The sequence below is a fragment of the Streptomyces sp. NPDC059454 genome (assembly GCF_042749965.1).
Classification (GTDB): domain Bacteria; phylum Actinomycetota; class Actinomycetes; order Streptomycetales; family Streptomycetaceae; genus Streptomyces.
The window spans coordinates 73,618-93,022 of record NZ_JBHYVC010000022.1 but is presented as its reverse complement, the minus strand read 5'-3'; the positions used below and the strand labels follow the sequence as shown (position 1 = coordinate 93,022).

General features: G+C 70.3%; 18 protein-coding genes. 16 read left to right on the top strand and 2 right to left on the bottom strand.

Annotated elements, in window-relative coordinates:
* Positions 1–31: 31 nt before the first annotated feature.
* From ACFXAE_RS17735 to relA, 12 genes are all read left to right on the top strand, one after another.
* On the top strand, positions 32–574 hold the full coding sequence (locus tag ACFXAE_RS17735; protein ID WP_384715056.1) for a hypothetical protein: 543 nt from the start codon (positions 32–34) through the stop codon (positions 572–574).
* Between the two features lie 141 nt (positions 575–715).
* Positions 716–1,627, top strand: coding sequence for a pyridoxal 5'-phosphate synthase lyase subunit PdxS (pdxS, locus tag ACFXAE_RS17730; protein ID WP_384715053.1), 912 nt, complete (start codon positions 716–718; stop codon positions 1,625–1,627).
* A gap of 7 nt (positions 1,628–1,634) precedes the next feature.
* Positions 1,635–2,243, top strand: a complete 609-nt coding sequence (gene pdxT / locus ACFXAE_RS17725) for a pyridoxal 5'-phosphate synthase glutaminase subunit PdxT (protein ID WP_384715050.1) — start codon at positions 1,635–1,637, stop codon at positions 2,241–2,243.
* Positions 2,244–2,291: 48 nt separating this feature from the next.
* Positions 2,292–3,044 (top strand): YebC/PmpR family DNA-binding transcriptional regulator, encoded by a 753-nt coding sequence (locus tag ACFXAE_RS17720; protein WP_384715047.1) that lies wholly within the window; start codon positions 2,292–2,294, stop codon positions 3,042–3,044.
* Positions 3,045–3,152: 108 nt separating this feature from the next.
* On the top strand, positions 3,153–3,710 hold the full coding sequence (ruvC, locus tag ACFXAE_RS17715) for a crossover junction endodeoxyribonuclease RuvC (protein ID WP_384715044.1): 558 nt from the start codon (positions 3,153–3,155) through the stop codon (positions 3,708–3,710).
* The gene (ruvA, locus tag ACFXAE_RS17710; protein WP_384715041.1) at positions 3,707–4,312 is read left to right on the top strand and encodes a Holliday junction branch migration protein RuvA; all 606 of its coding nucleotides are present in this window, start codon (positions 3,707–3,709) and stop codon (positions 4,310–4,312) included. The genes ruvC and ruvA overlap by 4 nt, the downstream gene beginning before the upstream one ends.
* A gap of 42 nt (positions 4,313–4,354) precedes the next feature.
* The gene (gene ruvB / locus ACFXAE_RS17705) at positions 4,355–5,425 is read left to right on the top strand and encodes a Holliday junction branch migration DNA helicase RuvB (protein WP_384715038.1); all 1,071 of its coding nucleotides are present in this window, start codon (positions 4,355–4,357) and stop codon (positions 5,423–5,425) included.
* 165 nt (positions 5,426–5,590) lie between these two features.
* Positions 5,591–6,091, top strand: a complete 501-nt coding sequence (gene yajC / locus ACFXAE_RS17700; protein ID WP_384715034.1) for a preprotein translocase subunit YajC — start codon at positions 5,591–5,593, stop codon at positions 6,089–6,091.
* Positions 6,092–6,223: 132 nt separating this feature from the next.
* Positions 6,224–8,002, top strand: coding sequence for a protein translocase subunit SecD (secD, locus tag ACFXAE_RS17695; protein ID WP_384715031.1), 1,779 nt, complete (start codon positions 6,224–6,226; stop codon positions 8,000–8,002).
* Positions 8,003–8,005: 3 nt separating this feature from the next.
* On the top strand, positions 8,006–9,124 hold the full coding sequence (gene secF, locus ACFXAE_RS17690) for a protein translocase subunit SecF (RefSeq protein ID WP_384715028.1): 1,119 nt from the start codon (positions 8,006–8,008) through the stop codon (positions 9,122–9,124).
* Positions 9,121–9,660, top strand: coding sequence for an adenine phosphoribosyltransferase (locus tag ACFXAE_RS17685; protein ID WP_384715025.1), 540 nt, complete (start codon positions 9,121–9,123; stop codon positions 9,658–9,660). The genes secF and ACFXAE_RS17685 overlap by 4 nt, the downstream gene beginning before the upstream one ends.
* A 194-nt stretch (positions 9,661–9,854) precedes the next feature.
* Complete coding sequence (gene relA / locus ACFXAE_RS17680; protein WP_384715022.1) at positions 9,855–12,413, top strand: GTP pyrophosphokinase; 2,559 nt, start codon at positions 9,855–9,857, stop codon at positions 12,411–12,413.
* Positions 12,414–12,489: 76 nt separating this feature from the next.
* Here relA and ACFXAE_RS17675 read toward each other — a convergent pair whose 3' ends face one another.
* Positions 12,490–13,719: a DUF349 domain-containing protein gene (locus ACFXAE_RS17675; RefSeq protein ID WP_384715019.1), complete on the bottom strand. Its 1,230-nt coding sequence runs from the start codon at positions 13,717–13,719 to the stop codon at positions 12,490–12,492.
* 138 nt (positions 13,720–13,857) lie between these two features.
* The gene (locus ACFXAE_RS17670; RefSeq protein WP_384715016.1) at positions 13,858–14,679 is read right to left on the bottom strand and encodes a peptidylprolyl isomerase; all 822 of its coding nucleotides are present in this window, start codon (positions 14,677–14,679) and stop codon (positions 13,858–13,860) included.
* A 183-nt stretch (positions 14,680–14,862) separates the two neighbouring features.
* Here ACFXAE_RS17670 and ACFXAE_RS17665 point away from each other — a divergent pair, with 183 nt between their 5' ends.
* The 4 genes from ACFXAE_RS17665 to ACFXAE_RS17650 all read left to right on the top strand — a co-directional run bounded on the left by ACFXAE_RS17665 (position 14,863) and on the right by ACFXAE_RS17650 (position 19,180).
* Positions 14,863–15,573 carry an MBL fold metallo-hydrolase gene (locus ACFXAE_RS17665; RefSeq protein ID WP_384715013.1) on the top strand — a complete coding sequence of 237 codons (711 nt, stop codon included), beginning with the start codon at positions 14,863–14,865 and terminating at the stop codon, positions 15,571–15,573.
* A gap of 12 nt (positions 15,574–15,585) precedes the next feature.
* Positions 15,586–16,848 (top strand): histidine--tRNA ligase, encoded by a 1,263-nt coding sequence (gene hisS, locus ACFXAE_RS17660; protein WP_384715010.1) that lies wholly within the window; start codon positions 15,586–15,588, stop codon positions 16,846–16,848.
* Between the two features lie 264 nt (positions 16,849–17,112).
* On the top strand, positions 17,113–17,781 hold the full coding sequence (locus ACFXAE_RS17655; protein WP_384715008.1) for a vitamin K epoxide reductase family protein: 669 nt from the start codon (positions 17,113–17,115) through the stop codon (positions 17,779–17,781).
* 43 nt (positions 17,782–17,824) lie between these two features.
* Positions 17,825–19,180, top strand: coding sequence for a replication-associated recombination protein A (locus tag ACFXAE_RS17650; protein ID WP_384715005.1), 1,356 nt, complete (start codon positions 17,825–17,827; stop codon positions 19,178–19,180).
* The last annotated feature ends 225 nt before the right edge of the window (positions 19,181–19,405 follow it).

Genomic DNA, 19,405 nt, shown 5'->3' with positions numbered 1-19,405 from the left:
GGGCCCACAGCCCCCGGTAGCCTTGCCGTCCGTGACCGCAACCCTCATCTGGATCCTCGTCGCCCTCGTCGCCGTCGGCCTCTACCTGAGCTGGACGGCGGGACGCCTGGACCGGCTGCACGCCCGTATCGACGCCGCCCGGGCCGCGCTCGACGCCCAACTGCTGCGCCGTGCCTCCGTGGCCCAGGAACTGGCCACCTCGGGAGTGCTCGACCCCGCCGCGTCGATCGTGCTCTACGAGGCCGCGCACGCCGCGCGGCAGGCGGCCGAGGAGCAGCGCGAGGTCGCGGAGAGCGAGCTCAGCCAGGCACTGCGCGCGGTGTTCGGCGACGCGCAGCAGGTGGACGTGGTCAGGGAGGCGCCCGGGGGAGAGGAGGCGGCCCTGGAGCTCGCCGAGGCGGTGCGCAGGGTGCCGATGGCCCGCCGCTTCCACAACGACGCCGTACGGGCCGCGCGGGCGCTGCGACGGCACCGCAAGGTGCGCTGGTTCCGGCTGGCGGGGCACGCGCCCTTCCCGATGGCCTTCGAGATGGACGACGAGCCCCCGGCCGCCCTGATCGAGCGGGCGGCCTGACCGCGTCACCCGGCCACACGGCGGACCGCCGCCGACCGAAAACGATCCACCGGCTTCCCATTGGCCCTTGCTGTGGACTGCTCCGCTCGCGTTTCCTCGGTGCTGCAGAAACCCCCCTCCTTCCCCTCAGCGAGGTCATTCGTGTCCAGCACGCTCTCCGAAAACCAGGGTCCCGAGACCGGCACCGCCCGCGTGAAGCGCGGCATGGCCGAACAGCTCAAGGGCGGCGTGATCATGGACGTCGTCACGCCGGAGCAGGCCAGGATCGCCGAGGACGCGGGTGCCGTCGCCGTCATGGCCCTGGAGCGGGTCCCGGCCGACATCCGCAAGGACGGCGGCGTGGCCCGCATGTCCGACCCGGACATGATCGAGGGCATCATCGACGCGGTCTCCATCCCCGTGATGGCCAAGTCCCGCATCGGCCACTTCGTCGAGGCCCAGGTGCTCCAGTCGCTCGGCGTCGACTACATCGACGAGTCCGAGGTCCTCACCCCGGCCGACGAGGTCAACCACAGCGACAAGTTCGCCTTCACCACCCCCTTCGTCTGCGGTGCCACCAACCTGGGCGAGGCCCTGCGCCGCATCGCCGAGGGGGCCGCCATGATCCGCTCCAAGGGCGAGGCCGGTACCGGCAACGTCGTCGAGGCCGTGCGCCACCTGCGCCAGATCAAGAACGAGATCGCCCGCCTGCGCGGTTACGACAACAACGAGCTGTACGCGGCCGCCAAGGAGCTGCGTGCCCCGTACGAGCTGGTCAAGGAGGTCGCCGAGCTGGGCAAGCTCCCCGTGGTCCTCTTCTCCGCCGGTGGCGTGGCCACCCCGGCCGACGCCGCGCTGATGCGCCAGCTCGGCGCCGAGGGCGTCTTCGTCGGCTCCGGCATCTTCAAGTCCGGCGACCCGGCCAAGCGCGCCGCCGCCATCGTCAAGGCGACCACCTTCTACGACGACCCGAAGATCATCGCGGATGCGTCCCGCAACCTCGGCGAGGCCATGGTCGGCATCAACTGCGACACCCTCCCCGAGACCGAGCGCTACGCCAACCGCGGCTGGTAAGCCCCTCATGAGCGACGCACTCGTCATAGGCGTCCTGGCCCTCCAGGGCGACGTACGGGAGCACCTCGTCGCCCTGGCCGCGGCCGACGCCGTGGCCAGGCCGGTCAGGCGCCCCGAGGAACTCGCCGAGGTCGACGGCCTGGTCGTCCCCGGCGGGGAGTCCACCACGATCTCCAAGCTGGCGGTTCTCTTCGGCCTGATGGAGCCCCTCCGCGCGCGCGTGCGCGAGGGCATGCCCGTCTACGGCACCTGCGCCGGCATGATCATGCTGGCCGACAAGATCCTCGACCCGCGCTCGGGCCAGGAGACCGTCGGCGGCATCGACATGATCGTGCGCCGCAACGCCTTCGGACGGCAGAACGAGTCCTTCGAGGCCGCGGTCGACGTCAAGGGCGTCGGGGGCGATCCCGTGGAGGGTGTCTTCATCCGCGCCCCCTGGGTGGAGTCCGTCGGCGCCGGGGCCGAGGTGCTCGCCGAGCACGGCGGCCACATCGTCGCCGTCCGCCAGGGCAACGCGCTGGCCACGTCGTTCCACCCGGAACTGACCGGTGACCACCGCGTGCACGGCCTCTTCGTCGACATGGTGCGCGCGAACCGGGCGGCTCAGTCCTTGTAGGATTCCTGCGTTCGTTGCAGAGATGGGTTACGCGAAGGAGACAGGCAGATGTCCGGCCACTCTAAATGGGCTACGACGAAGCACAAGAAGGCCGTGATCGATGCCAAGCGCGGCAAGCTCTTCGCGAAGCTGATCAAGAACATCGAGGTCGCGGCGCGCATGGGCGGCGTCGACATCGAGGGCAACCCGACGCTGTACGACGCCATCCAGAAGGCGAAGAAGCAGTCGGTCCCGAACAAGAACATCGACTCCGCGGTCAAGCGCGGCGGCGGCCTGGAGGCCGGTGGCGCCGACTACGAGACGATCATGTACGAGGGTTACGGTCCGAACGGTGTCGCGGTGCTCATCGAGTGCCTCACCGACAACCGCAACCGCGCCGCCTCGGACGTGCGCGTCGCGATGACCCGCAACGGCGGCTCCATGGCCGACCCGGGCTCGGTGTCCTACCTGTTCAACCGCAAGGGCGTGGTGATCGTCCCCAAGGGCGAGCTGAGCGAGGACGACGTCCTCGCCGCCGTCCTCGACGCGGGCGCCGAGGAGGTCAACGACCTCGGTGAGAACTTCGAGGTGCTCAGCGAGGCCACCGACCTGGTCGCCGTGCGCACCGCCCTGCAGGACGCCGGGATCGACTACGACTCCGCCGAGGCCAACTTCGTCCCGACCATGCAGGTCGAGCTGGACGAGGAGGGCGCCAAGAAGATCTTCAAGCTCATCGACGCGCTGGAGGACAGCGACGACGTGCAGAACGTCTTCGCCAACTTCGACGTGAGCGACGAGATCATGGAGAAGGTCGACGCGTAAGGCGTCCACTGCTCAACGGGCCGGCGGGACACTTCCGTCGGCCCGTCGCTTTGTCAGTGGCACCCGATAGCCTGCACAAACAGGTGATCGAGGGAAAAGGGGCGGCACGTGCGCGTACTGGGGGTGGACCCGGGGCTGACCCGGTGCGGTGTCGGCGTCGTCGAGGGCGTCGCCGGGCGGCCGCTCACCATGCTCGGCGTGGGCGTCGTCCGCACGCCGGCGGACGCCGACCTCGGCCACCGCCTCGTCGCCGTCGAGCAGGGCCTCGAACAGTGGCTGGACGAGCACCGGCCCGAGTGCGTCGCCGTGGAGCGCGTCTTCAGCCAGCACAACGTGCGTACGGTGATGGGCACCGCCCAGGCCAGCGCCGTCGCCATCCTGTGCGCCTCCCGCCGGGGCATCCCCGTCGCCCTGCACACGCCCAGCGAGGTCAAGGCCGCCGTCACCGGCTCGGGCCGCGCCGACAAGGCGCAGGTCGGCGCCATGGTCACCCGGCTGCTGCGGCTGGACGCGCCGCCGAAGCCCGCGGACGCCGCCGACGCCCTCGCACTCGCCATCTGCCACATCTGGCGCGCCCCCGCGCAGAACCGGCTCCAGCAGGCCGTCGCCCGGCACGCCTCGAAAGCCCCCCGAGCCCCGCACACATCGAAAGGCCGTACGGCATGATCGCCTTCGTCAGCGGCACGGTCGCCGCCCTCGCTCCCGACGCCGCGGTGGTCGAGGTCGGCGGGGTCGGCATGGCCGTCCAGTGCACGCCGAACACGCTCTCCGCGCTCCGCGTCGGACAGCCCGCGAAACTCGCCACCTCCCTCGTCGTCCGCGAGGACTCCCTGACCCTGTACGGCTTCGCCGACGACGACGAGCGCCAGGTCTTCGTGCTGCTCCAGACCGCCAGCGGCGTGGGCCCCCGGCTGGCCCAGGCGATGCTCGCCGTGCACGCCCCCGACGCCCTGCGCAGAGCAGTCGCCACCGGCGACGAGAAGGCGCTGACCGCCGTCCCCGGCATCGGGAAGAAGGGCGCCCAGAAGCTGCTCCTGGAGCTCAAGGACCGACTCGGCGAGCCGCTCGGCGCCCCCGCCGTCGGCGCACCGGTCACCAGCGGCTGGCGCGACCAGTTGCACGCCGCCCTGATCGGCCTCGGGTACGCGACCCGCGAGGCCGACGAGGCCGTGTCCGCCGTGGCACCCCGGGCGGAGGCCGCCGAAGGCACCCCACAGGTGGGGCAGCTGCTGAAGGCGGCCCTGCAGACGCTGAACCGCGCCCGATAGCCCGCGCCCCCTGGCCCGTACGAAGAGCTGAGGCATACGCACATGAACTGGGACGACACCACCGACACCTCCGCCGAGGAGCGGCTCGTCGGTGCGTCCGCCGACCGCGAGGACCAGGCCGTCGAGGCCGCCCTGCGCCCCAAGGACCTGGGCGAGTTCATCGGCCAGGAGAAGGTCCGCGAGCAGCTCGACCTCGTGCTGCGCGCCGCACGCGCGCGGGGTGCCACCGCCGACCACGTGCTGCTCTCCGGAGCCCCCGGCCTCGGCAAGACCACCCTCTCGATGATCATCGCCGCCGAGATGGAGGCCCCCATCCGCATCACCTCGGGCCCCGCCATCCAGCACGCCGGCGACCTCGCGGCGATCCTCTCCTCCCTCCAGGAGGGCGAGGTGCTCTTCCTCGACGAGATCCACCGGATGTCCCGGCCCGCCGAGGAGATGCTCTACATGGCGATGGAGGACTTCCGCGTCGACGTGATCGTCGGCAAGGGCCCCGGCGCCACCGCCATCCCCCTCGAACTGCCCCCCTTCACCCTGGTCGGCGCCACCACCCGGGCCGGCCTGCTGCCGCCCCCGCTGCGCGACCGCTTCGGCTTCACCGCGCACATGGAGTTCTACGAGCCCGCCGAGCTGGAGCGGGTCGTCCACCGCTCGGCGATCCTCCTCGACGTGGAGATCGACCCGGCGGGCGCCGCGGAGATCGCCGGCCGGTCCCGCGGCACGCCCCGTATCGCCAACCGCCTCCTGCGCCGTGTCCGGGACTACGCGCAGGTCAAGGCCGACGGGGTGATCACCAAGGACATCGCCGCGGCGGCCCTCGCCGTCTACGAGGTCGACGCCCGGGGCCTCGACCGGCTGGACCGGGCCGTGCTGGAGGCCCTGCTGAAGCTCTTCGGCGGCGGACCCGTCGGCCTGTCCACGCTCTCCGTCGCGGTCGGCGAGGAACGTGAGACCGTGGAGGAGGTGGCCGAACCCTTCCTCGTACGGGAGGGCCTGCTCGCCCGCACCCCGCGCGGGAGGGTCGCCACCCCGGCGGCATGGGCGCATCTCGGCCTCACGCCGCCCCGCTCACAGGCCCCCGGAAACGGACAAGGGGACCTGTTCGGGGCGTGACGGTGAGGACGATGGCGCAGGCAGGAACCCCGGTGCCATGCTGAGCGTTGTTCCCTGCGCGCGGACTCGCTTAGACTCCGCCGATGCCACCCTTGTCGGCGGCAGTACATACCCCCAACCATCAGGCCGTTCACCATCGCGGTCGTGTGAAGGAAGTTCCGACCCGTGAGTCTCCTGACCCTCCTCCCGTTCATTGTGCTCATCGGGGCCATGTTCCTGATGACCCGGTCGGCCAAGAAGAAGCAGCAGCAGGCCATCGACATGCGGAACCAGATGCAGCCCGGTTCCGGCGTCCGCACCATCGGGGGCATGTACGCCACGGTCAAGGAGGTCAGTGAGGACACGGTCCTCCTCGACGCCGGCCCGGGTGTGGAGCTGCTGTTCGCCAAGAACTCGATCGGTGCCGTCCTGACCGACGAGGAGTACAACCGCATCGTCCACGGCATCGAGCACGACCTGAAGTCCGACGCCGACGTCGTCCCCGACGACGCCTCCTCCCTCACCGAGACCGACGACTCCTCCGACGCTGCCGCCGCCTCCGACGACACGCCTGTCGACCTCGGCAAGAAGGACGCGGCCGACGAGCCGGCCGACGCCGACACCGCCGACGAGGCCAAGGCGGAAGCGCAGTCGAAGAAGTCCGACGGCGACTCCGACGCGAAGTAGTCGTGTCCCGGGGCGCGCGGGTGCTGGCCGCGCGCCCCGGGACATGCCCGGCTCGCACGGAGTCCCGACACCATGTCATGGCCGCCCGCCCGTCGATCCGGCGCGAGGCGGCCCGAGAGGGAGTACGAGAAGGTGGCAGCAGTCAAAAAGGGACGGAACGCGAGCGCCACAAGTAAGCCGTGGCGCTCGCTGGCTCTGATCCTGATCGCCATCGTGGCGCTCACCGGAGGGATGTTCGCCTCCGGGCACACCACTCCGCGTCTCGGCATCGACCTGGCCGGTGGCACGAGCATCACGCTGGCGGCGGTCCCCGAGGCCGGCCAGGAGTCCGCGATCAACAAGACCAACATGGACACCGCGGTCTCCATCATGGAGCGGCGGGTCAACGGTCTCGGTGTCTCCGAGGCCGAGGTCCAGACGCAGGGCACCCGCAACATCATCGTCAACATTCCCAAGGGCACGAACTCCGAGCAGGCCCGGGAACAGGTCGGCACCACCGCCAAGCTCTACTTCCGTCCCGTGATCGCCACCGAACTCGCCGGTGGCGGCGCCGCTCCCACGCCCAGCGCTACCGGCGACGGCGCGGAGCAGGACTCCGACAAGGACAAGGCGACCGACAAGGCCACCGACAAGGCCACGGAGAAGGCGACCGACGGTTCCTCCCCGTCGGCGAGCGCCACCACCCAGGGCCGTGCCGTCACCGACGCCCTGAAGGCCGACGAGACCCCGTCCGCCTCCCCGAGCGGCACGGCCGAGGACGGGGCCAGCCCCTCCGCGACCGGCGGCACCTCCGGCGACGCGGACAGCAAGCTCCAGGCGCAGTACGCCGCGCTCGACTGCACCAAGGAGAGCGTCCGCGCCAAGGCCGGTGACGGTTCCAAGGCCACCGACTCGACCGTGGCCTGCGGCCAGAACTCCCAGGGCCAGTGGCAGAAGTACATCCTCGGCCCCGCCGCGGTCGACGGCACGGACGTCGACGAGGCCAGCGCCGTCCTGAACACCCAGACCGGTGCCGGCTGGGTCGTCACCATGGACTTCAGCGACAAGGGCGCCAAGAAGTTCGCCGACATCACCGGCCAGCTCGCCCAGAACCAGTCCCCGCAGAACCAGTTCGCCATCGTCCTGGACAACGAGGTCGTCTCCGACCCGTACGTCAGCCAGGCCCTGACCGGCGGCAACGCCGAGATCTCCGGCAACTTCACCCAGCAGTCGGCGCAGGAACTGGCCAACATGCTGTCCTACGGCGCCCTGCCGCTGACCTTCCGCGAGGACAGCGTCAACACCGTCACCGCCGCGCTCGGCGGTGAGCAGCTGAAGGCCGGTCTGATCGCCGGTGCCATCGGCCTCGCCCTGGTCGTCCTCTACCTGCTGGTCTACTACCGCGGCCTGTCCTTCATCGCGATCCTCTCGCTGCTGGTCTCCGCCGCCCTCACCTACGTGATCATGTCGCTGCTCGGTCCGGCCATCGGCTTCGCGCTCAACCTGCCGGCCGTGTGCGGTGCCATCGTCGCGATCGGCATCACGGCGGACTCGTTCATCGTGTTCTTCGAACGGGTCCGGGACGAGATCCGCGAGGGCCGCACCCTGCGCCCCTCCGTGGAGCGGGCCTGGCCGCGCGCCCGGCGCACCATCCTGGTCTCCGACTTCGTGTCCTTCCTCGCCGCCGCGGTGCTCTTCGTCGTCACCGTCGGCAAGGTCCAGGGCTTCGCGTTCACGCTCGGTCTGACCACCGTGCTCGACGTCGTGGTGGTGTTCTTCTTCACGAAACCGCTGCTCACGCTGATGGCCCGCCGGAAGTTCTTCGCGAGCGGCCACAAGTGGTCCGGTCTCGACCCGAAGGCGCTGGGTGCGAAGCCGCCCCTGCGCCGTACCCGCCGTCCCTCCGCCCCTGCCCAGACGAAGGAGGCGTGAGAGATGTCGAAGCTCGGCACCCTCGGCGCCCGACTGCACCACGGCGAGGTCGGCTACGACTTCGTCAAGAACCGCAAGATCTGGTACGGCGTCTCCATCCTGATCACCATCACGGCCATCCTCGGCCTGGCGGTGCGCGGCCTGCACATGGGCATCGAGTTCCAGGGCGGAGCGGCCTTCACCACCCCGAAGAACATGAGCGTCTCGGTCGCCCAGGCCGAGGAGTACGCGGAGGACGCCTCCGGTCACGACGCGATCGTCCAGCAGCTCGGCGACGGCAGCATGCGCATCCAGATCGCGGGCATCGACACCAGCACGTCGGACAAGATCAAGGACACGCTCGCCGAGGACCTCAAGCTCGACGGCGAGCAGATCAACGCCGAACTGGTCGGTCCCAGCTGGGGCGAGCAGATCGCCAACAAGGCCTGGCAGGGCCTCGGCATCTTCCTCATCCTGGTCGTGATCTACCTGGCGATCGCCTTCGAATGGCGCATGGCGCTCGCCGCGTTCGTCGCGCTGATCCACGACATCACCATCACCGTCGGCATCTACGCCCTCGTCGGCTTCGAGGTCACGCCGGGCACGGTGATCGGTCTGCTCACCATCCTCGGTTACTCGCTGTACGACACGGTCGTCGTCTTCGACAGCCTCAAGGAACAGACCCGGGACATCACCAAGCAGACCCGCTGGACCTACAGCGAGATCGCCAACCGGTCCATCAACAGCACCCTGGTCCGCTCCATCAACACCACCGTGGTCGCACTGCTGCCGGTGGGCGGTCTGCTGTTCATCGGCGGCGGTGTCCTCGGCGCCGGCATGCTGAACGACATCTCGCTGTCGCTGTTCGTCGGCCTCGCCGCCGGCGCGTACTCCTCGATCTTCATCGCCACCCCGCTCGTCGCCGACCTCAAGGAGCGCGAGCCGGCGATGAAGTCCCTGAAGAAGCGCATCCTGGCCAAGCGCGCCCAGGGCGCGGCCGCGGGCGAGGCGCAGGAGGCCCCGGTCACCGACGAGGACTACGACGAGGAGCCCGAGGACGCCGCACCCGCGGTCGTCGGCCCGCGCGACCAGCCGGCCTCCCGTACCCGCGGCCGGGGCCGTCCCTCGGGGAAGCGCCGATGACCGAGATCAGAGAACTGCTTCTCCGCCGCATCCGGGACGTGGCGGACTACCCGGAGCCGGGCGTGATGTTCAAGGACATCACCCCGCTCCTGGCGGATCCCGCGGCGTTCGCCGCGCTCAGCGACGCCCTGGCCGACATCGCCCGCGCCACCGGCGCCACCAAGGTCGTCGGCCTGGAGGCCCGCGGGTTCATCCTCGGCGCCCCGGTCGCCGTCCGTGCGGGCCTCGGCTTCATCCCCGTACGCAAGGCGGGCAAGCTCCCCGGAGCCACCCTCAGCCAGGCCTACGACCTGGAGTACGGCTCCGCCGAGATCGAGGTGCACGCGGAGGACCTGAGCGCCGCCGACCGCGTTCTGGTGGTCGACGACGTCCTCGCCACCGGCGGCACCGCCGAGGCGTCGGTCCAGCTCATCCGCAGGGCGGGTGCCGAGGTCGCGGGCCTGGCCGTACTGATGGAGCTCGGCTTCCTCGGCGGCCGCGCCCGGCTGGAACCGGCCCTGGCCGGCGCCCCGCTGGAGGCGCTGCTCACGGTCTGACCAGCGGTGTCGCACGCGAACCGCGCACAGGGAACACCGCTCGGGCGGGCCCGGAGGAATCCGGTGCCCGCCTCGGGTGTTTCAGGAGTGGACCGTCCTCACATCCGCCCACAGGCGATCCACGGGCACGGGATGGCTACCATGGGGTGTCCGGAGCCTGACCGGGGGACCCGGATCGCGCACGAGGAGCCCTCTTGCCAGACGAGGCCCAGCACCTGACCGCCGCCAAGCCCGAGTCCGCCTCGGCGGCCACGGCGAAGCCCGCGCCGAGCGCGCCCCACGCGAAGAACGACACGCGCGGGCCGGTCCGGCATGCCCAGTCGGCGCCCGTCGACAAGCCCGAGCAGCCGCGCCCCAAGCCGTCCCCCACTCCTGACCCCGCCCGAGCGGGGGGACCCCCATCGCCCGAGCGCTCCGCGTCTCTGGGCCGCCCCAACACCGGCCAGCCGCGCTCCGGCTCCTCCAACCGCGTCCGCGCCCGCCTCGCCCGCCTCGGCGTCCAGCGCGCGAACCCGTACAACCCGGTCCTCGAGCCGCTGCTGCGGATCGTGCGCAGCAACGATCCCAAGATCGAGAACGCCACGCTCCGCCAGATCGAACGCGCCTACCAGGTCGCCGAGCGCTGGCACCGCGGCCAGAAGCGCAAGAGCGGCGACCCGTACATCACGCACCCGCTCGCCGTCACCACCATCCTCGCCGAGCTGGGCATGGACCCGGCCACGCTGATGGCCGGACTGCTGCACGACACCGTCGAGGACACCGAGTACGGCCTGGAGGACCTGCGCCGCGACTTCGGCGACGTGGTCACCCTGCTCGTCGACGGCGTCACCAAGCTGGACAAGGTCAAGTTCGGCGAGGCCGCGCAGGCCGAGACCGTGCGCAAGATGGTCGTCGCCATGGCCAAGGACCCGCGCGTCCTGGTCATCAAGCTCGCCGACCGCCTGCACAACATGCGCACCATGCGCTACCTCAAGCGCGAGAAGCAGGAGAAGAAGGCGCGCGAGACCCTGGAGATCTACGCGCCGCTCGCCCACCGCCTGGGCATGAACACCATCAAGTGGGAACTGGAGGACCTCGCCTTCGCGATCCTCTACCCCAAGATGTACGACGAGATCGTCCGCCTGGTCGCCGAGCGCGCCCCCAAGCGCGACGAGTACCTCGCCATCGTCACCGACGAGGTGCAGCAGGACCTCCGCGCCGCCCGCATCAAGGCGACCGTCACCGGCCGTCCCAAGCACTACTACAGCGTCTACCAGAAGATGATCGTCCGCGGCCGTGACTTCGCGGAGATCTACGACCTGGTGGGCATCCGCGTCCTCGTGGACACCGTCCGCGACTGCTACGCGGCCCTCGGCACGGTGCACGCGCGATGGAACCCGGTCCCCGGCCGGTTCAAGGACTACATCGCGATGCCCAAGTTCAACATGTACCAGTCGCTGCACACGACGGTCATCGGCCCCGGCGGCAAACCCGTCGAGCTGCAGATCCGCACCTTCGACATGCACCGCCGCGCCGAGTACGGCATCGCCGCGCACTGGAAGTACAAGCAGGAGGCCGTCGCCGGCGCCTCCAAGGTCCGCACCGACGCGCCCAAGTCGTCCGGCAAGAGCAAGGACGACCACCTCAACGACATGGCGTGGCTGCGGCAGCTCCTGGACTGGCAGAAGGAGACCGAGGACCCCGGCGAGTTCCTGGAATCGCTGCGCTTCGACCTGTCCCGCAACGAGGTCTTCGTCTTCACCCCCAAGGGCGACGTCATAGCGCTTCCCGCCGGTGCCACGCCGGTGGACTTCGCGTACGCGGTCCACACCGAGGTCGGCCACCGCACCATCGGGGCACGGGTCAACGGCCGCCTCGTGCCGCTGGAGTCGACCCTCGACAACGGCGACCTGGTGGAGGTCTTCACCTCCAAGGCGGCCGGCGCCGGCCCCTCCCGCGACTGGCTCGGCTTCGTCAAGTCGCCGCGCGCCCGCAACAAGATCCGCGCCTGGTTCTCCAAGGAGCGCCGCGACGAGGCCATCGAGCACGGCAAGGACTCCATCGTCCGCGCGATGCGCAAGCAGAACCTGCCGATCCAGCGCATCCTCACCGGCGACTCGCTGGTCACGCTGGCGCACGAGATGCGCTACTCGGACATCTCCGCGCTGTACGCGGCGATCGGCGAGGGCCATGTCTCCGCGCAGAGCATCGTGCAGAAGCTCGTCCAGGCCCTCGGCGGCGAGGAGGCCGCCACCGAGGAGATCGACGAGTCGGTCCCGCCGGCCCGTAGCCGCAAGCGCCGCTCCAGCGCCGACCCCGGTGTCGTCGTCAAGGGCGTCGAGGACGTCTGGGTGAAGCTGGCCCGCTGCTGCACGCCGGTGCCCGGCGACCCGATCATCGGATTCGTGACCCGGGGCAGCGGCGTATCGGTGCACCGCAGCGACTGCGTCAACGTCGACTCGCTGTCCCGGGAGCCCGAGCGGATCCTCGACGTCGAGTGGGCGCCCACCCAGTCCTCGGTCTTCCTGGTCGCCATCCAGGTCGAGGCCCTCGACCGGTCCCGGCTGCTGTCGGACGTCACGCGCGTGCTGTCCGACCAGCACGTCAACATCCTCTCGGCGGCCGTCCAGACCTCCCGCGACCGGGTGGCCACCTCCCGCTTCACCTTCGAGATGGGCGACCCGAAGCACCTTGGCCACGTCCTGAAGGCCGTACGCGGCGTGGAGGGCGTCTACGACGTCTACCGGGTGACCTCGGCCCGCAACCGCACGTAGCGGACGACGGACACACGAAAGAGGGGCTCCCGTACCCGAGGTACGGGAGCCCCTCTTTCGTGTGCCGTGCGAGAGTTCAGCCGCCGAACTCGTGCAGACCCTTCAGCGCCTGGTCCAGCAGGGCCCGGCGGCCCTCCAGCTCCCGCTCGAGCTTCTCCGCCTTGGCGGTGTTGCCCTGCGCCCTGGCCTGCTCGATCTGGCCCTCCAGCTTGTCCACGGCGGCCTGGAGCTGACCGGTCAGACCCGCGGCACGCGCGCGTGCCTCCGGGTTCGTCCGGCGCCACTCGGTCTCCTCGGCCTCCTGCAGGGCCCGCTCCACGGTGTGCATCCGGCCCTCGACCTTCGGCCGGGCGTCCCGCGGCACATGGCCGATGGCCTCCCAGCGCTCGTTGATCCCGCGGAACGCGGCCCGCGCGGCCTTCAGATCCGTGATCGGCAGAAGCTTCTCGGCTTCCTCGGCCAGCTCCTCCTTGAGCTTGAGGTTCTCGGTCTGCTCCGCGTCACGCTCGGCGAAGACCGAGCTGCGGGCGGCGAAGAAGACGTCCTGGGCGCCGCGGAAGCGGTTCCACAGATCGTCCTCGTGCTCGCGCTGGGCGCGGCCCGCGGCCTTCCACTCCGTCATCAGATCGCGGTAGCGGGCGGCCGTCGCCCCCCAGTCCGTCGAGTTCGACAGCGACTCGGCCTCCGCGACCAGTCGCTCCTTGGCCTGGCGGGCGTCCTCGCGCTGCGCGTCCAGCTGTGCGAAGTGCTGCTTGCGCCGCTTGGAGAACGCCGACCGCGCGTGTGAGAACCGGTGCCACAGTTCGTCGTCCGACTTGCGGTCCAGCCGCGGCAGGCCCTTCCAGGTGTCCACCAGGGACCGCAGGCGCTCACCGGCGGCCCGCCACTGGTCGGACTGCGCCAGCTCCTCCGCCTCGACGACCAGCGCCTCCTTGGCGTGCCGCGCCTCGTCGGACTGCTTGGCCCGCTGTGCCTTGCGCTCCTCGCGGCGTGCCTCCACCAGCTCCACGAGCTTGTCCAGCCGGGCCCTGAGGGCGTCCAGGTCGCCGACCGCGTGGTGCGCGTCCACCTGCTCGCGCAGGTGCCCGATCGCGGTCTGGGCGTCCTTGGACGACAGGTCGGTGGTCTTCACTCGCTTCTCGAGGAGGCCGATCTCGACAACCAGGCCCTCGTACTTGCGCTCGAAGTAGGCCAGCGCCTCCTCGGGGGAGCCGGCCTGCCAGGAACCGACGACCTGCTCGCCGTCGGCCGTACGCACGTACACGGTCCCCGTCTCGTCGACGCGGCCCCACGGGTCGCTGCTCACAGCGCCTCCTCCACATGATGCCGTCGAGGGGTTCTCGAAGCTCCCCCGGGCATCGTCCACAGTTTCGTCACGGCCAACATAGGCGACCGACGGGATGCCTGTCCGCATCCCGCGCGACCGAAATTTCGCAGTTGGGGGTCAGGATTCGATGACGGTCGCCTTGTCGATCACGACCGTCGCGTTGGGCGCCCCATCACCCGCTCCGGTGCTCTCCCCGGCGCCGGCGATCTTCTTCAGCACCTTCATGCCGGCGTCCGAGAGGGTGCCGAACGGGGTGTAGCTGGGCGGAAGCTGGCTGTCCTGGTAGACCAGGAAGAACTGGCTGCCGCCACTGTCCTTCTGCCCGGTGTTGGCCATCGCGACCGTGCCCGCCGGGTAGATGTTGTCCTTCAGGCTTTTGTCCTTCAGGTTCTCGTCCGGGATCGTGTAGCCGGGACCGCCGGTACCGGTGCCCGTCGGGTCACCGCACTGCAGCACGTAGATGCCGTTCGTGGTGAGCCGGTGGCACTTGCTGTGGTCGAAGTAGCCCTTCTTCGCCAGGAAGTCGAACGAGTTGACCGTGTGCGGGGCCGCCGACGCCTTCAGCGCCACGTCTATCTCGCCACAGGTCGTGTCCAGCTTCAGGGTGTACTTCGCCGACTTGTCGATGGCGAGCGCCGGCTCCTTCTTCCAGGTCTGTGTCTCGACCTTGCCCTCCGCGGGCTTGTCGCACGGGTCCGGCGCCTTGTCCGGCGCCGAGGCACTCGGCGTGACCTCCGCGTTCGCGTTGGTCTTGTCGTCGTCCTGCTCGAGCGCCCCTGTCGTGTACAGCGTGACGCCGCCCACGAGGAGCACGCCGAGCACGGACGCGATCACCGAGTTGCGCGTCCGCGACTTCCGACGCGCTTCGGTGCGCCGCTGCTGCTGCCGCAAGAACTTCTCCCGGGCGAGCTGACGCCGCCGCTGTTCCTGGCTGACCACCGGGTTCTCTCCTCATGCGTCTCGTGTGCCGGCCGGTACGCGTGCGTGCGTGCGGTGAGCCGACCGCCTGCGTGTGCCCCGTACCGTATATGGGTTCGCTGAGGAATCGGCAGCGCCGGTAGGCTCTGACCACGGGCGCAGCCCCGTCACAAGCCTCCCGTACCGACACAACGAAGGACGATCGTGCTCATTGCCGGGTTCCCCGCCGGGGCCTGGGGGACGAACTGTTATCTCGTCGCCCCCGCCGCCGGTGAGGAGTGCGTGATCATCGACCCCGGCCACCAGGCCGCCGACGGCGTCGCGGAGGCGGTCCGCAAGCACCGGCTCAAGCCCGTCGCCGTCGTCCTCACCCACGGCCACATCGACCACGTCGCCTCGGTCGTCCCGGTCTGCGGAGCGCACGACGTGCCGGCCTGGATCCATCCCGAGGACCGGTACATGATGAGCGACCCCGAGAAGGGCATCGGCCGCGCCATCGGCATGCCGCTGATGGGCGAGCTGACGGTGGGGGAGCCGGACGACGTCAAGGAGCTGACCGACGGCGCGCGGCTGGAGCTGGCGGGCCTCGCGTTCTCCGTCGCGCACGCGCCGGGCCATACCAAGGGGTCGGTGACCTTCGGCCTGCCCGAGGCGGCGGACATCCCGCCGGTCATGTTCTCGGGCGACCTGCTGTTCGCCGGCTCCATCGGACGCACCGACCTGCCGGGCGGCTCCATGGACGACATGCTCGAGTCCCTGGCCCGCGTGTGCCTGCCGCTCGACGACTCGACCGTGGTGCTGTCCGGCCACGGCCCCCAGACGACCATCGGCCAGGAGCGCGCCACCAACCCCTATCTGCGGCAGGTGGCCGCCGGCCAGGGAGCCACGACCGAGGCTCCCCGACGAGGAATGTGACGAGAGACTTCCGTGAGCACCTTCAAGGCCCCCAAGGGCACGTACGACCTGATCCCGCCGGACAGCGCCAAGTACCTCGCCGTCCGCGAGGCCATCGCCGCCCCGCTGCGGGGTTCCGGCTACGGCTACATCGAGACGCCCGGCTTCGAGAACGTCGAGCTGTTCGCACGCGGTGTCGGCGAGTCCACCGACATCGTGACCAAGGAGATGTACGCCTTCGAGACCAAGGGCGGCGACCGGCTCGCCCTGCGCCCCGAGGGCACCGCCTCCGTGCTGCGTGCGGCCCTGGAGGCCAACCTGCACAAGGCGGGCAACCTCCCGGTCAAGCTCTGGTACTCCGGCTCCTACTACCGCTACGAGCGCCCCCAGAAGGGCCGTTACCGCCACTTCTCCCAGGTCGGGGCCGAGGCGATCGGAGCGGAGGACCCGGCGCTGGACGCCGAGCTGATCATCCTCGCCGACCAGGCGTACCGCTCGCTGGGCCTGCGTGACTTCCGCATCCTGCTCAACAGCCTCGGCGACCAGGAGTGCCGCCCGGTGTACCGTGCCGCGCTGCAGGACTTCCTGCGCGGCCTGGACCTGGACGAGGACACGCTGCGCCGCGCGGAGATCAACCCGCTGCGCGTCCTGGACGACAAGCGGGAGTCGGTGCAGAAGCAGCTGACCGGCGCTCCCCTGCTGCGCGACTTCCTCTGCGACGCCTGCAAGGCGTACCACGAGGAGGTCCGCGAGCTGATCACGGCGGCGGGCGTCTCCTTCGAGGACGATCCCAAGCTGGTGCGCGGCCTGGACTACTACACGCGCACCACCTTCGAGTTCGTCCACGACGGCCTGGGCTCCCAGTCCGCGGTGGGCGGCGGCGGCCGCTACGACGGCCTGTCCGAGATGATCGGAGGCCCCGCGCTGCCGTCGGTCGGCTGGGCCCTGGGCGTCGACCGCACGGTGCTGGCCCTGGAGGCGGAGGGCGTCGAGCTCGAACTCCCCGCCACCACCAGCGTGTTCGCCGTACCGCTCGGCGAGGAGGCCCGCCGGGTGCTGTTCGCCAAGGTCACCGAACTGCGCAAGAACGGCGTGGCCGCGGACTTCAGCTACGGCGGCAAGGGCCTCAAGGGTGCCATGAAGAACGCCAACCGCTCAGGCGCCCGCTACACCATCGTGGCCGGTGAACGCGACCTCGCCGAGGGCGTCGTCCAGCTCAAGGACATGGAGTCCGGTGAGCAGACGGCGGTCGGCGTCAACGAGATCGTGGCGGAACTGGAGTCACGGCTCGGCTGACCCCCTCGTACGAAAGAAGGCGTCGGATGCCCGCACAGGGCACCGGCGCCTTCGTCGTCAACGCGTACGGATGGCTTCACCCGACCGAATGATCCAGGACGGAGCGTATGCGCGGCCGTCCCGCGGACATCGGCCGGAACCGCACACTCACGGGCCAACACCGGTATGTCCTTATGCCCGCACAACAGCGAACCCGCAGCCCCGTACGGCACAATGGCCCCTGCCCGAAGCAGGTCCACACTCCCCAGTGACGGAATCGGCGTGATGAGCAAGACGACAGTCAGGGACGTCGACATGGAGCCCGAACCCTCGGCCGCACCGCGGCGCACCGCCTCCGCACCGCGCGCGGAAGGCGCGAGCCGGGCGCTCGCCCTGCTCCTGGTGATCACCGGCGCCGCCGGTGTGCTCGCCGCGTGGGTGATCACGCTCGACAAGTTCAAGCTGCTCGAGGCCAAGGTCAAGGGCGAGACGTTCGTCCCCGGCTGCAGCCTCAACCCCGTCGTCTCCTGCGGCAGCGTCATGGAGAGCGACCAGGCCTCCGTCTTCGGCTTCCCCAACCCGATGCTCGGCCTCGTCACCTACGGCATCGTCGTCTGCGTCGGCATCAGTCTGCTCGCCGGGGCCCGCTTCCCGCGCTGGTACTGGCTCACGTTCAACGCGGGCACCCTCTTCGGCACCGTCTTCTGCGCCTGGCTGATGTTCCAGTCCCTGTACCGGATCAACGCCCTGTGCCTGTGGTGCTGCCTGGCCTGGGTCGCCACGATCATCATGTTCTGGTACGTGACGTCGTTCAACATCCGCCAGGGTCTCCTGCCCGCCCCGGGCTGGCTGAAGAGCTTCTTCGGCGAGTTCACCTGGGTCCTGCCGGTCCTGCACATCGGCATCATCGGCATGCTGATCCTGACCCGCTGGTGGGAGTTCTGGACCAGCTGACCGCCCGCCCCGGGCTGTCGGTGCGGTGCCTTAGGGTTTCAGCGTGGAGCCCGACCTGTTCACCGCCGCAGCAGAAGAACGCCAGGAGAAGGACCCGACCGGCAGCCCCCTGGCGGTCCGGATGCGCCCGCGCACCCTCGACGAGGTGGTGGGCCAGCGGCACCTGCTGAAGCCGGGCTCCCCCCTGCGCAGACTGGTCGGCGAGGGCGCCTCGGGCCCCGCGGGGCCGTCGTCGGTGTTCCTGTGGGGGCCGCCCGGTACCGGGAAGACGACCCTGGCCCACGTCGTCTCCAAGGCCACCAACAAGCGCTTCGTCGAGCTGTCGGCGATCACCGCGGGCGTCAAGGAGGTCCGCGCGGTCATCGAAGGCGCCCGCCGCGCCTCCGGCGGGTACGGCCAGGAGACCGTCCTCTTCCTCGACGAGATCCACCGGTTCAGCAAGGCCCAGCAGGACTCCCTGCTCCCGGCCGTGGAGAACCGCTGGGTCACCCTGATCGCCGCGACCACCGAGAACCCGTACTTCTCGGTCATCTCCCCGCTGCTCTCCCGGTCCCTGCTGCTCACCCTCGAACCGCTCACCGACGACGACATCCGGGACCTGCTGAAGCGCGCCCTCACCGACGAGCGGGGCCTGAAGAGCGCCGTCACGCTTCCCGGGGACACCGAGAACCACCTCCTGCGTATCGCCGGCGGCGACGCCCGCCGCGCGCTCACCGCCCTGGAGGCCGCCGCCGGGGCCGCGCTCGACAAGGGCGAGCCGGAGATAACCCTGGCCACGCTGGAGGAGACGGTCGACCGGGCCGCGGTGAAGTACGACCGCGACGGCGACCAGCACTACGACGTCGCCAGCGCCCTGATCAAGTCCATCCGAGGCTCGGACGTGGACGCCGCCCTGCACTACCTGGCCCGCATGATCGAGGCCGGCGAGGACCCCCGCTTCATCGCCCGCCGCCTGATGATCTCCGCCAGCGAGGACATCGGCCTCGCCGACCCGAACGCGCTGCCGATCGCCGTCGCCGCCGCCCAGGCTGTCGCCATGATCGGCTTCCCCGAGGCCGCCCTCACCCTCAGCCACGCCACCATCGCCCTCGCCCTCGCGCCCAAGTCCAACGCCGCCACCACGGCGATCGGCGCCGCCCTGGACGACGTACGCAAGGGACTGGCCGGACCCGTGCCGCCGCACCTGCGCGACGGGCACTACAAGGGCGCGGCCGAACTGGGGCACGCACAGGGGTACGTGTACCCGCACGACCTGCCCGAGGGCATCGCCGCACAGCAGTACGCACCGGACGCGCTGAAGGACCGCGCGTACTACGAGCCCACCCGGCACGGCGCGGAGGCGCGGTACGCGGACGCGGTGGAGTGGACCAGGAAGCACCTCGGTCGGAAGCGGTCCTGACCACCCTGTAGACTCGGTCGAAGTGCTGAGTCCCGTGTCCGGCCCCGGTCGGCGCCTCAGGCGGGACACCCAGCCGGATCTTCGATCCAGGAGCGTCGCGCACCGTCGTAGGTGTCGCGGGCAGCCCACCACCCCCCGTCAGTCCCGGGACCGGTCGGTGGGCCGTTCGTGTGCTGCACGTATGTGCCCAGACCAGGGGAGCGGCTGCCCATCAAGTCCCTCGTG